Origin of the sequence: Paenibacillus sp. FSL H3-0286 (genome assembly GCF_045040705.1) — a bacterium.
GTDB classification, from domain to species: Bacteria; Bacillota; Bacilli; order Paenibacillales; family Paenibacillaceae; genus Paenibacillus_AQ; species Paenibacillus_AQ odorifer.
This window is the reverse complement of record NZ_CP150285.1, coordinates 4,883,347-4,898,085: the sequence shown is the minus strand read 5'-3', so window position 1 is coordinate 4,898,085 and position 14,739 is coordinate 4,883,347. Positions and strand designations below refer to the sequence as shown.

8 protein-coding genes are annotated in these 14,739 nt (G+C 34.4%); all 8 read left to right on the top strand.

The genetic code is table 11. From position 1 onward, the window contains the following. Window positions 1-11: 11 nt before the first annotated feature. The 8 genes from MHB37_RS22115 to MHB37_RS22080 all read left to right on the top strand — a co-directional run bounded on the left by MHB37_RS22115 (window position 12) and on the right by MHB37_RS22080 (window position 14,718). Window positions 12-485, top strand: coding sequence for a hypothetical protein (locus MHB37_RS22115; RefSeq protein ID WP_405168520.1), 474 nt, complete (start codon window positions 12-14; stop codon window positions 483-485). After that, the gene (locus MHB37_RS22110; RefSeq protein WP_405168519.1) at window positions 485-1,201 is read left to right on the top strand and encodes a hypothetical protein; all 717 of its coding nucleotides are present in this window, start codon (window positions 485-487) and stop codon (window positions 1,199-1,201) included. Before MHB37_RS22115 ends, MHB37_RS22110 begins: the two co-directional genes overlap by 1 nt. 16 nt (window positions 1,202-1,217) lie before the next feature. Beyond that, complete coding sequence (locus MHB37_RS22105) at window positions 1,218-2,012, top strand: hypothetical protein (protein ID WP_405168518.1); 795 nt, start codon at window positions 1,218-1,220, stop codon at window positions 2,010-2,012. A gap of 70 nt (window positions 2,013-2,082) precedes the next feature. Continuing rightward, window positions 2,083-2,505, top strand: coding sequence for a hypothetical protein (locus tag MHB37_RS22100; protein WP_405168517.1), 423 nt, complete (start codon window positions 2,083-2,085; stop codon window positions 2,503-2,505). A 25-nt stretch (window positions 2,506-2,530) separates the two neighbouring features. Beyond that, window positions 2,531-2,794 carry a hypothetical protein gene (locus MHB37_RS22095; protein ID WP_405168516.1) on the top strand — a complete coding sequence of 88 codons (264 nt, stop codon included), beginning with the start codon at window positions 2,531-2,533 and terminating at the stop codon, window positions 2,792-2,794. A gap of 108 nt (window positions 2,795-2,902) precedes the next feature. Then, a complete protein-coding gene (locus MHB37_RS22090) occupies window positions 2,903-3,367 on the top strand; it encodes a hypothetical protein (protein WP_405168515.1) in 465 nt (154 codons plus the stop codon). 97 nt (window positions 3,368-3,464) lie between these two features. Next, window positions 3,465-10,628, top strand: a complete 7,164-nt coding sequence (locus MHB37_RS22085; RefSeq protein WP_405168514.1) for a phage tail tape measure protein — start codon at window positions 3,465-3,467, stop codon at window positions 10,626-10,628. A gap of 61 nt (window positions 10,629-10,689) precedes the next feature. Continuing rightward, entirely contained in the window at window positions 10,690-14,718 is a 4,029-nt protein-coding gene (locus MHB37_RS22080) for a phage tail protein (RefSeq protein ID WP_405168513.1), read from the top strand. Window positions 14,719-14,739 lie beyond the last annotated feature (21 nt).

Below are 14,739 nucleotides of genomic sequence, written 5' to 3'. Positions count from 1 at the left end.
GAGTTGATTAAATGTCTTTTTTATCAGAAATAACAGATTATAAAAATACTATTATGAGTAGGGTTTTAGAGGATCAAGAATTATGCAAGGCGATTTTCTATACAGATCAAGGCTTTCTTGAAAAGGATAATATCTACGATACATCTGAACTCATTTATAAAAACATTTTCCCTCACAGATTTATTCCTGAAACAGCCTCAGAAGCACAAACCTACATAACCATTTCTTGTACAGATTATAGACCTACTGGTAGAAGTTTTAAAAATGGACAACTAGGAATATATATGTTCACCCATAGAGATCTGTTTAAAACTGATTATGGCTATACCCGTATAGATTATATCATGACTAAAGTTGAGGAATTGATGGATGGTAAAAGAGGAATTGGATTAGGAGAACTAGTCTTTGTTGGGTTAAATGAGTATGTAGTCAATGAGAAATTCCAAGGTTATGTACTCACATATAGACCTGTGGACTTTAAGTGATGATAAATATAGATGAAATGAATCTGAAATTATTATTATCTTTACCTATTGATATTGATGGTTTGAAAATATATTCACCTTCATTAAAAAGTGTTATAGCTATAGGATATGAAAATTATAATCGTATTCTATCTTCTTGGCTTTTTGATAAAAATAAAGTTCCAGATTTAGAAAAGATGGAACAATCGAATCTAAACTTCATAATTTATTTTTATGAGAAAGATCCTGATTTTCGTAATCATATTAATACAGGTTCTAAGTTGCTATTTAAAGAAGAAGTATCAGTAATTTTTGAGAATAATAGCCCTTCACTTTATATAGGTGATATTAGAATCTCAAGTGAATTATTGAATAGCGTTCAAGCAGCAATTAAGATTTCTAATAAGATTCCTGATAAGGTCATTGATGAGGAATTCAACCCAGCTAATTCAAAGGCTGAAGAATTCATTAAAAAGATCATGGGCGACAGAGCTAAAAAACCTCAGAAGAAACAGGTAAATAATTTACATAGTCTTATATCTGGTCTGTCATGGAAGTCAAATAATATTTCAATCCTAGATATAGGAGAACTATCTATTTATCAATTCTATGATGATTATTATAGATTGGAAAACATTGATCATTACAACAACATAATGACTGGCATTTATAACGGAAATATAGATTCAACAAAAATTAAAATCCAAGAAAATTCTTGGGCAAAAATAATAGATTAACTGGAGGCTTTTAATAATGGCAGTAACAAATCGGTGGGCAATTCGCGATGTAGCAACAGCATCCTTTTTTGATCAGGTAACAAAAAAACTCAAAGCGCGACTTGATAGTTTAAAACAATCTGGTCTCGAAAACTCTGCTGATACTGTATACAGTCAGGGTGGTAGTGGTAATCCAAAACTAGTTGGTTTTTCTGGTAATAAAGCCGCAAAGTTTACACTTCAGGATGCTTTATTCACAAATGATCTGATTGCTATGCTATTGGGTACAGAAGTTGTAACGGCAGCTACCCCAGTAACAGTTGATAATATCCTGACTGTTTCAAATAACTCTGTAACTCTAGATTACACACCAGTTAAAACAGGAGCACTTATTAGTGTTAGCAAGTATCTCCCAGATGGGACAATAGGAGAAAGCTATGAATTTAAATCTGCATCTCCTTCAACTGGCGAATATAGCGTTACAGATAAGACTGTAACATTTGCAACTAATGATCTTAAAGATGATGAGAAGGTTATCTTGTACTACAAAACAATGGCTGGTTCAGACACCAAACAACTTAAAGCTCAAACAGATAAGTTTGCTGGTAGCTTTGAGTTGATTTTGGATGTGCTTGTACGTGATGTACTAACTAAAAAGGATTATGCAGCACAAATCACCATTCCGTCAGTCAAACTTGAAGACAATTGGAGTATGGCAATGGCTCCTGATGGAGATCCTGCTGTTCAAGATATTGTCATGGAGGCACTAGCTGTACCGGGTTCTAAAGATTTGTATACAATGTACATCTTTGATGAGGCAGATTTAGCTTAATTAGTAAAAATACATTCAGCGCAATACTTTAATAGTATTGCGCTTTTCATAATCTAAGGCGGGAAGAAGAATGAGCGAAAACGAAGTAAGATTAAGATCTGAAAAAATTGAAAACAGAGCCAGAGAGAAATTTGGCTATAGAAAAACATATATTGATGGCGAACTATTTCGTTATCGTGAAAACTTTCGTGATAGTACTATTGATGAATTAGTAAAGGAATTCATAGAACTAAAGCCAATCATTGATAAAACTAAACCAAGATTCTTATTTATTAAAGAAGCACTAATCATTCGTCACTTTACATTGTATGGATTTGAAAACTTGAAGTTTGCAAGAAAGGCAGATATTGAACATTTGATATGTAATACAAATGATTTGTATGATACAACGCTTGAGAATGAAGAAGTTAAATATCTAGATAAAATTATGTCTCTGTTCGATTGCAGCGAGATTAAAAAAGTGGAAAAGAGACTTGATGAAATAGCAGTTTGATATAGAAAAATGAGGTAAGTTAATTATGAGATATGCTGATACTGATCACTTTTATGAACAACAAGGCTTACTTATATGTTGGATAAGAAATGAAATGAAAATAACGCTATCTGAATTGGCAAATCAAATTAAACGTGATTATAAAGAAATAGAGAATTTTGAGCAGGGTTACCAAACAGGAGTTAATTACAATGAGATGTATAATCTTTGTTTATGTGGCTTAATAAGTTTGTCGAACAGGGAATTTATCAGTGTATTAAGTAAAATATCAGAAACTAAATATATATAATCGAAGTTGCCATGAAATGGTAGCTTCTTAATGTTGTGTATTGATAAGAATGGAAGAAGCTACGATTTGAGGATGATTTTAAATAAAAATATAGGAGTGAATTAATTAATGGCAAAACTAACAATATCGAAAATTAATAAATTGAATAAAACACTAGATAAGAAACGAAAAATTTATATTCTTGAAGACAATGATGAAGTGAATATCTGTGTTGAATTTAAAGAATCGTTAATAGATAAAGTAGTAATGGATTATATCGCGATCCTTGAGCAACTAACTACATCTTCCACAATTAGTGCTGACTTAATGCGCGGAACTGCTGGCATTCTCCATCTCTTTATGATTAGGGAATTCTCAGATGTCCCGATGATTCCAAAAGATAACGGTGATATCCAAAAGCTTGTAGATGTAACTTATGCGCTTTACGATACCGGAATTATGGAAGCTGTGATAGAAGGATTTGATCATGAACAAGTGCAAAAGGTTTACTCTAAATTGGATGCATCAAGTAAACGTGCTGGTGAGTTAATGGGAGAATTAGCAATTAAACAAACTACGAAAACCCAAGAATAGTTTGACTAAAAATAATAAAACAAAAAAATTTAAAAAGGAGATTGCCTTAACAGGGTAAATCTCCTTTTTTTTACAAAACTAAAGAAAGTGGTGTACAATGGCAAACCCATTAGCAATACTCATATCTGCAAAATTAAATACGGGTATCAGTCTGAAATCAATTAATGAAAATATTAAAGCTTTAGGTAAGCATCCCTCTCTTCAAAAACTCGATTTAAAGCTAAATATAGATAAATCATTTATTTCCAATGTTTCATCTTTATCAAAAAATCTAAATAGTATCACTACACAGCTCCAACAACAGAGTATTGCAAATAATAATGTAAATAATGGTTTGAAACAAACAACACAGCAGATTGAAGAACAAACTAGAGCTACAAATGAAGCTATAAAAGCGGGTAACAAGTGGAGATTAGTTAGAGACCAAGTAAATAAAGCTGGTATGACCACGGCAAGATATGCAAATGGAAATCAAACTCAGATTGTTACGAAACTACCTGATGGTGGCATCAAGGACATTGTAAATACTACTGATTACGATAAAGAACGTAAAGCGATTGAGGCTATTGACCGCGCTCACTACAATGCACTTAAAGATAATAAAGCAAAAATTGAAACTATGGACAAACTCCATTATCTAGCGCTTCAAAAAAATCGTGAAATGGATTGGAAGAACCTTCAGGCTGCAAATAAGCAATCAGAGGCTTTAGATAAAGCACATTATCAAGCCTTAAAAGTGAATAACGATCTGAAAGCCAAGAATCAGAAACAAACTCAATCATTAATCAATTATGCTTATTCTGGTAAACAAAATACAAATAGTGCTTCTAGCGGCGTTGCTGAAGCGAAGGCTCTTGAAGTCCTAAATAGACAATATGATAAAGTCCTGAGTAAACTCAATGAAACTAAAAATAGTGGAAATCAATTAACCAACAGTGAGCTTGCTGGTATTAATCGAAGAATCGAAGCGTTGAATAATCTGGCCTCCAGACAAAAAACAGTTGAAAAAGATCGTGCCTCCCTCTCATCTACTCAACTCCGCGCTGAGACACAAGTTAATAACTTATTGTCAGGTAGATATAAGGAAAAGGTAGATTCTGCACAATTAACAGGTTTATTGTCACAACTAAAAAGTTTGGATACACAAACTGCTAATTTCAAAGGAAAAGCAAAAGAGATTACCGATCAGATCAATAGAATTAGTGCTGAGGCTAAAAATGCATCTCCTAGTGTTCAAGGATTAGGTGATACATTGAAAAGAACCTTTAGCAGTATGCTCATGTATGCTGGTATCGGCAGTTTGTTTTATGGGTCAGTTAATGCTTTAAAATCAGGAATACAACATATTTATGAATTAGATTCTGCCATGACAGATTTGAGAAAAGTAACTGATGAGACAAATGCAACCTACACTCACTTTCTATCAAACGCAAATGAAATCGCAAATTCCATTGGCGGTGTAACTATAGATGTAGTTAAATCGACTACTGAATGGGCAAGATTAGGTTACACTATTCAACAGGCTCAATCTCTAGCAAAACAAACACTGGTATATCAAAATGTTGGGGACATTAAAAGTGCTGAAGATGCATCCAAATCTCTCATCTCAACCATTAAAGGGTTTGGGATTGAAGTTGATAACGAAGGTAAAAATGTTACAAAAATAGTTGATATTTATAACGAAGTAGGAAATAAGTTTGCTATTTCTTCCGCTGGTATTGGTGAAGCTTTACGACGTTCTGCGGCAAGTTTATCTGAGGCTGGAAATACTATAGAAGAGTCTGTTGCTCTTGCAACTGCTGCGAATAGCACAATCCAAGACCCAGCAAGAGTGGGTCAGATGCTGAAAACCGTTAGTATGCGACTTAGAGGCATGAGTGAAGACGGTGAAGATCTATCGGGACTCATCCCATCTCTTGAGAAGAAATTTAATGGTTTGGGTTTGACTCTGAAAAAAGATGAAAACACGTTTAAGAGTACATATGAGATATTTCAGGATCTGGCAAGTGTTTGGGGAGATTTAACAGATTTCCAACGTGCTGATGTATTAGAAGGCGTAGCTGGTAAATTACAAGGTAATATTGCCGCATCTCTGATTACTAATTTCTCTGATGCTGAAAAATCATTACAAACGGCATTAAATTCTACAGGTTCAGCAGCAAGAGAAAATGAAAAATACATAAATTCAATGGCTGGAAGAGTTGCACTACTAAAGAATGCTACAAGTGAGTTTTGGACAAAAAGCTTTAATGTTGGTGTACTAAAAGGCATAATCGATGCAACGACTTGGTTTATTAAAAAGTTAGATAATCTTGGAAATGTTATGGTTATGGTTACGGCAATTTTTATGACGTTTAAGTCAAAGGCGATTGCTGATACCATAGTTGGGTTATTTAATACAGTACGAGCTTTGACGATGACTAAAGCCGCGCTATCGGCATCTTCTACCGAAGCTCTTAGAGCTGCTACAAGTATGACTATTTTTCAACGTTCATTGGGCGTTATTGGTCTTGCAGTCTCAGCATTTAGTATTTTATTCACTCTATTAAGAAGCAATAGCAATGTAATGGATGAACAAAATCAAAAAATTGAAGAAGCAAACAGAAAGTATGAAGACTTAGGCAGTACGTTACAAGAGACTGAAAATTATTACAAAGAAAATTATGCAGCAATCAATCAGAATTCAGAAGTAAAAGATAAGCTTTTTAAATTACAAAATCAGCTTATTGATTCATTTGGGCTCGAATCTAAAGGCTTAGATTTAGTTAATGGTAGATACGATGAACAACTAGATAAGCTTAAAAATTTAAATAAACAGAAGTTACAAAATGAAATCGATGATGCTAAGTTTCGAGTAAGTTCTGCCAAAGAAAAGAAATATGATACAAGTATAAAAGGCGCTTTTGGAAATTGGTACAATGGTCGTGAGTTTAATATTAAAGGAATGGATAATTTAGATCCAGAACAATATTATAAAGCTCTCCTTGCCATGAGAGATAAGATTCATGCAGAAGATAAGAGCATATTCGATGCACCTATGTTTGCTCCTAAAAATGCGAATGAATGGGATATCGTTCTTAGCGCCATCCAAACTAAACTCGAAGAAATTAAGCCAACTATTGATGATATTGGTAACACGGAATCAAAACAAAAAGAACTGCTTAAACTGAATACACTTGAACAATTTGAATCTCAAGTCAAACTTAATGATAAACAGAAAGAGTTTTTTGATTCGATTAATTCAGTTTCAATTACTCAACCATTAGAAGATTACAGTAAGAATATTGAAGATATCGTCAAACTTTCAGGTCAGTTAAAAGACGATGGTAGTAATTTTGTTGCGTTAATCAATCAAGTCAAAGAGTTTGAACAGTTTAAGGGTAATCCTGAACTGCTTAAAATGCTTGACGACTTCATCAAGAAGAGTCTTGATGCGATGTCATCAGTAGTCAATCTTGATACAGCTATGGCGAATATTAATACAAGTTACAAGGATAACTCTGATGGAGTTAAGGAACTTAATCAAATTTTAAGTGATCTTAATGAAGGAAATAAATTAAATTCTGAGACTGTTGGAGATCTAATTCAGAATTATCCCCAATTAGCTAAGTATGCTAAGAAAACTGCGGATGGTTGGACTATTGAAAAAAATGCCGTAACTACTTTGAGAGATGAAAAAGTAAAATTTTTCAAGAATGATCTTGAGAATGAGAAAAAGAACGCAGTTAGTGTAGTCAATGCTTCAATTCAAAAAATGACAGCATATGGACTTCAAGTTAAAACAGTTAATAATTTAGCAGAAGCTAAACAAGCACTACTTGATATCGATGATGAATTGAATAAACCGGTCGCTCCTTCCAGTCTTAGTGACTCTGGAACTAATTTGTTTGGTTCCTTTATGCCAAAGGGCTTTGCTGATGTTTTGTCAAAAGATTTACTTAAATCAGTTGATGATTATACAAACCTGACTATTAAAAAAACTAGTGAAGCGGCGTTAGCACAACGCGAACAAATTAAAAAGAATATTGAAGCAATTGAAAATTTAATTTCAACTGGTGAAGTTTATGCTAAGAGTTTGATAGATCCCACCTTGGGAGTTACTGCTGAGAAAAGCAATGAAAAGCTGAATAATTCTTACACTGATACTGTTGAAATTTTAACCGAACTTCAGAAAAGAATGGAAGCAATCGATAAACTTCGTGATGCTGAAATTAGAAAACGTAGTCGTTTAAGAAAAGATTCCAAGGAATACCAAGATTCTCTGAAAAAAGAGAATGATTTACTCAAGGAGAAAATTATTCTTGGCAATGAAGGAATTAAAGATCCTTCGAAATTGGTTGCAACAAAGGTTACTACAACAACTAAAACAAATGATAGTTCATCCTCTGCGTCCTCATCTACTACAGGCTCTGGCTCTTCTTCAATTGACAACATGCTCTCTAATGCTCTAGGACTTCAAGGTAAGTTCACTTACAAACAAGTATCGGGGAAATTTCAAGGAACATACGAAGAATTTGTTAAGGGAGCAACGTCAGACTGTTCCCAGTTTGTTCAAGAGATGTTTGATGAGTTTTTAAATATTAACCTTCCTCGTACCGCTGCGGAACAAGCGAAACAAGGTGTGGCAGTAGCTAAGGCAGACTTGCAAGCTGGAGATTTAGTGTTTTTCAATACAACTGGGAAAGACAATTCTCATGTGGGTATCTACACAGGCAATGGTAAGTTCGTTCAAATGGGCAACAGTGGATTAAAAGAACAGGATTTAAACAGTAAGACATGGACAGAAAAGTATACTTATAACGGTGCAAAACGTGTAGCTAGTTCTTCATCATCCACTTCTACTGGTAAGTTAACTACTAAAGATGGGAATACAACTGTTAAGACTGATTCTCCAACGCAAAAGGATATGGCTGATGCTGTTGAAGCTCAACTAAAGCAGAACAATGAAACTGATGATCAGATTTATCAAAATAATCTACTTATTTTAGAATCTATCAAAGAAGGTTTTGATAGAAAGATTCAAGAACAAGAAGACTTTATTTATTCCTCCAAGCGCACTCAGGAGAAACTTGACCCAAACTCGATAGAATGGCGCAAAGAAAATGAAAAACAAGTTAATGCCAAGGGGAATATTCAAGGCATTCAACATGAAGCTAAAACAACACTGCAAGCTGAAATGAAAAAGCTTGGAATTGAGTCTAATGAATGGGATGACATTCTCAAAAAGTTAAGTTCAGATTGGCTTGATGTTCAATCAGAAAAGTATGCTTTATTGATTGAGAACTTCAACAGTCAGATTGATTCAACGAAGCAAAGAATCTCAGACTTGGATAATCTGATTGAACAGTCTAAGAATCGTATGTCAAAGTTTGATATTGGTTCTCCTGAATACAATAAAGAGTTGAACATCCAGATTGAACTAACTAAGAAACAAAATAAAGAGAATGAAAATCTGAAGAAATCTCTTGAAACTTTAGCAAACAGTAAAAAGCTTGATCCTGCAACTAGAAAAAAGTTTAAGGAAATGCTTGATGATTTGAATCTAAAGGATTATACCTCTGATATCAAAGACCTCAACGCCGAACTCATTGCTTCGAAGTCGACCCCACTAACAAAAGAAATAGATGATCTTAACCACAAACTTGATGTATCTAAAGCTACTCTAAAGGGATTCAAAGAAGGAACAGAAGATTATAACGTTGAGCTTAAAAAGCAACTTACGATTATTGATGAATTAGTTATAGCTACTAAAAAGCTCAAGGACTATGCTGAAACCCAATCTAAGAACGAAGAACTTTCTGCATCTGTTAAAGAGGACTATAAGAAACAAGTTCAAGAATTAACCATGAGTCTTTATGACTACGCTGATTCTTTGAAATCCATTCGTGAAGAATATGCAGATAACGTAATTGAGAAGTATAAGAAGATGCTTCAGGAACAACAAAAATTACGTGATGCAGCATACGATAAGGAAAAAGAAGCAGAGGACGCAAGACATGAAGCCAGAATGTCTAATCTGGATGATGAGATGTCTAAGTTTGAGGAAGCTATTAATGCTCAGACTAAGAGTTTTGACAGAGAAGTTGCAGCAGAGGATTACACGGATCAACTTGCTAAACTTCAAAAGGAAAAGGCTGAATTAGATAGTAAATTTAGCTCGAAACTCTTAGACGATTCTCTTGAGGAAAAATTGGCTCGTGCTGATTTACAAAAAGAGATAGATGCAAAACAAGAGGAAATAACTAAACTCCAACGGGATAGAGAAATTACTATTCGTAAAGAGGGTTTATCTGATCAACTTGAAGACCGAAAGGCTGCTGTTGATAAGGAAAAGAAACTTGATGACGATAAGAATAAGTTGATTCTCAAGGGGATCGAAGAAGCAAAGAAGAAGAATGACGAATATTATGATGGACTCTTAAATGATGAACAGTATTTCTACAATATGAAGCAAAATCTCATGAGTGAAGATACTGTTAAAATTCAGAGCGAGTTGGATAAAATAAAGATCGCTTATGATGCGTTCTTTAATGAATTAGAAAAGAATTCTGCTGGGTATGCTGAGAAAATAAAAGCAAACCTAAAGTATTCCATTGGTCTAGATAAGGATTACTCGAACAACTTTCCAATAAACGATAAACCAAATACTTCTGGTGGAACAGGTAATGTAGCTGAACAGCCTAACAATACTACACCTGTAGAATCAATGAATCGGAATGCTGCTTGGAGTGAGTATCTCTCCAATAAACAAATGGCAGAACAATTGCTTATTGATATGAAGACGCTTATGAAGGATTCATCTGCTTATAAAAATAAGCAGATGCAATTTGAGAAACTAAATAGCACCAATGAAGGATATCGAACTAAGTATGGTTTTCAAGATGGCTCATATGCAGCTCTTAGTAAGATCACTAAATATCATAGTGGTGGTGAAGTAGGAGTAGAGGGTACGAACACTAAGAAATGGTGGGAAAACTTTGAAGTTCCAGCTTTACTCAAAAAAGGCGAAGTGGTTTTGGATCGTCCAAGAGATTTCTTTAGTGAAATTATCGGGAACATTAAAAACAATCTGAGCAATACCATGGCTCAAGTAACGAGTGGTATTGTAGGAAATAGAAAAAATCTGGATTCTCAGATAGCACCAGTAAATAATAAATATGAAATCAATATTGATAGAGTGATTGGTACAGAGAAAGATGCAAAGCTTGTTGCCACGACGATAAATGATGTTCTGACTCTTAAGCAAAAACAAGGAAGATAATCAAAATATATAAATGAGGCTGCTCAATTATTTGAGTGGTCTTATTTAATTTGGAGGAATTATGTTAGGAGAAATAGATTTTTCGAAAAAACTATATAAAACAAGTTACTTTTTAGCCAAGCCTAATAAAGAAATCATATCTAAATTAAGCGAAGCCTATAAAGACAACTTAAAAACGCCTGTAAACGAGACATATGAATTGACCTTAAGTATTCCTTATTACATTGACGATCATCATGTTCTTAAAAAGAATAAAAACATTGATTTGGTTAAAGAAGATTATTTAATCCAGATGAGATACGGAAAATTAAGCGAATGGTTTACCATCCATACTATTAATGAAGTGATGGAAGACGGTTCGGATTTCAAACAAATTAGTGCTTATAGCCTTAATTATGTCTTGGCGCAGCGTGACCTAAGTGGTTACAAGGCTGAGTCCAAAGGCGCAAGAACTGTATTAAATGAAATTTTAGACAAAACAACTTGGTCTGTCGGTGAAGTCGATATAGACTTTGAATTATCTAAAAGAAGTTTTGAATTTCTGGACAATAAAATACTTGGATCGATTTATGAAATTGCTGAGAAGTACAATGCAGTAGTTTCCTTTGACACTGATAAACAACTAGTTAACCTTACGAGGAAAGAGTTATTCGGTCAGAATAAAGGGTTAACTTTTTCATATGAGAGTTTGTTAAAAAGCTTTGATAAAAAGTCTGATTCAAATGAGATTGTTACTAGACTAAAGTTAGAAGGGAAAGATGGTCTCACTATCAATTCCATTTCCTCTACTGGTCAGAGCTATCTCGAAGATTACTCATACTATATGTATCCGTTCTGTAGAGACATGAATAATAAAGTGGTAGAACATAGTACATATATGTCAGACTCACTTTGTAATGCTATTTTGGATTATCAAGAACTCGTGAAGCAAAATAAAGACCAGTTTGGGTTACTGAAGACAGCTAGAGATAGTTATAGTGCTATTCTTTCGACCAAACAGTCTGAATTAGTAGATTTGCAAAATGAATTAAAAGTTATTTATAGTATTGTGGATAATTATCAATTGAATACAAGTAAAATCCCTACAATGTTCTTTGAGAATAATAATTATAACGGTATTACTCAAACAATTAACTTTAACGAACTTCAAGCAATGTATCCGTATGCAGTTATGGTTAAAACATCAAACATTAATGGAGTTCAGTTGTCCTTAAATGGAGTTTCTAAATTTGTTCTTTCCAACACTTGGACAGTTTTGGGGAAGTTGAATGAGCTTACAGCATCTAGTCTAATGATAGCTGGTAATGGATCTGCTACAGTCAATATTCAAGTTACGGCAATTAATCAGAGTGAATACGATACTCCAAATAATGATAGTGCAATCATTCAACGTTATTGTCCAAATAACAAACAGATTCAGATAGATAATAAGAATGCTGAGATTACAGAGCAAACAGGTTATTTAAACTCTATTCTTTCTCAGATAACATCTCTTCAATCTCTGCTATCAAGTGATAATAATTTTACTCATGAGCAATTGATTGAACTCCAAAGCTTCATTAAAGAACAAAAGTACAAAGACGACACTATTATTGATGCACAGGATTTATTGGATGCTGGAGAGAAAAAGTTTAAAGAGCTACAAGTTCCTCAATTCTCGATGGATATTGATATTGTCAATTTCCTTAGTGTAATAGAGGAACAATCGAAGTGGGATAAATTAGTTCTTGGTGATGAAATTACTGTCAGATATGAGCGCATGGGTATCAAGATTAAAGCGAAGATAATTGAGATTAATTATGACTTCGAGGGAGATAAGATTTCTCTTACTATAGCCAATGTAAGAAATGAGGGACAGGCAGAAGAACTTCTCAATTATTTGAATAAGTATGATAAAACCTCTTCAACAATTGACGCTAATAAAAGTGATTGGTTGAAATCAGTTACAGATGTTTCTGATATGAGTTTATTGTTTGAACAGTTTTGGGACAAGGTAACGAATCAGATTAATATGAGTATTAATGAAACGGTTGTTTCTGACAACCGAGGAATTACGATTTATGATTTAAATGACCCCTTGCGCTTCCTGAAATTAACTCACGGAGTCATCGGAATGACAAAATCGGGAGGTCAGCGGTTTGAGTTGGGAATCACTCCTGACGGGATTGTGGCACAGAGTCTCTACGGGAAAGTTGTACTTTCCCAAAGACTTGTTGTTGGAGACATTCATGGTGTATGGCTAATGGAGGGCCCGAAAACAACAATAACGGACAGACATGGTAGAGTTGCTATGAAATTAGGGTTATATGAAGAAGCACCTGATTTATATGGCATGGTCATTAATCGATATGACGGTTACGATATCAACTCCACTTTGATCAACAAGGTTATTGCCAATTCAGAAGATGGATTTAAAATTCAACGTTGGAATGGTTATTCGTTTGATGATGTTTTTTCTGTTGATACAAATGGCTACTTGTTTAGTGAGGACATGACTGCTAAGTCTTTGAAAATCATTGATAAAGATAATGGATTGTTATTGAATGGCTACACCAAAGAGATGAATATTGGTAAATTTGAAAATATTATTACTGATGGTAAATTGACTGCAATTGAGAAGCTTCAAGTTTTAGGCGAACGAGCACGGATTATTTCCGAGTATGGAAAGTTGTTGCAACAGGCGAATGACTATAAGACCACTACAAGAGACGACACTGTCAGAATTGATATTCCACCGTTTACTACTGCTTATAATGCTTTGATTGCATACCTTCAACCACTTCTGAGTAATATGACAGAGACTTCTAACATTGATCGCGATGAGTTTATATTGAAATTTAAATCTTATTTTGATTCTGTTGTTGCAATCGTGAATTCAATCAATGATTCAATTAGATATTCTTCTGTACAGCTTGGTTTGCTTTACAACGGAACCATCATAGACAGCCTGAATGGGATTACCGTAACCAGATCAGACACAATGTATCGCTCTTTGATGAATGCCACAAGAGGTTTTTATATTCAGAAAAATACTAATACTGCTGAAAATCCTATTTGGAAAGATCAGTTCTGGGCTGATACTCAAGGCATTGTCCATGCTGAAGGCATTAAGATCAATAGTTCTTTCTTCACAGACGGTGATATAACGGGCGGTAATATATATGGTTCATCTATTACTCTTCGTGATGCTATTGGTGGTGTAATGAAACTATTCCCCTCTACTGGGTTCTGGGCTGGGGCAGAAAATGCGGAAGATGCTCCGAGTTGGATTAAACCTGACGGAACATCTATTTTCAAAAAGTTGGTCGTAACCAATGGTAAAAATGAACTTATGATAGATAGCGAAAATAAATATATTGATTTCGGACTTTGGGATTTAAAAGGAATTGCCAGCTTAGATGCTCAACTAATCTCTGCCGTAATGGTGAGTGCCAATTTGGGCTATATTAGCGATATTATTGCCAATTCTTTATCCACAATGAATAGAACAGCGATTTCGGGTTGGTCAAACTTTATTGAAGTCAAAGATAAGACGGTACAATGGATCACTGGACATGTCACACAAGGCGAACATATTAATATAGATGGTAAGCCAATGTATTGGGTTAATTCCTCTCAAACTGGAACAATGACAAATGAAGCTACTGCTTGGCCTGTCTATACGTATTTGTCTGACGATTCTAATAAGAAAATTAAAATGGAAGCAGGATTTAAAGGTGAGGGTTCAGATGCAACACCTTATTTTAGAATGGGTGAAGGAGATAATGGTACAGAAAATAGTGGTATCTCAGAAATCAATAAATATAACGGTGGGGTTAAGTATGAGTATGGAAGCTCTAATTATGGGTTTGAACGTAGTATTGATCTTCGTGACGAAGGGGTATATGTTACAAACGAAAAAGGTAAATTTGTAGCAACTAGTAAAGACTTTGAGTTTCTGGCTCAAGAAGGTTCATTGAAAATGGGATTATCGAGTGGTTCTGTATTTGAGATGACTCCCTCCGGTGCGATATTGGATATTCAGGGAAACCTTGATATTAAAGCTACTGGAGCAGTTACAATCAACGGTCAAACTATTAAGCTGAACTAATTCAAAGTATCTAATCTACCG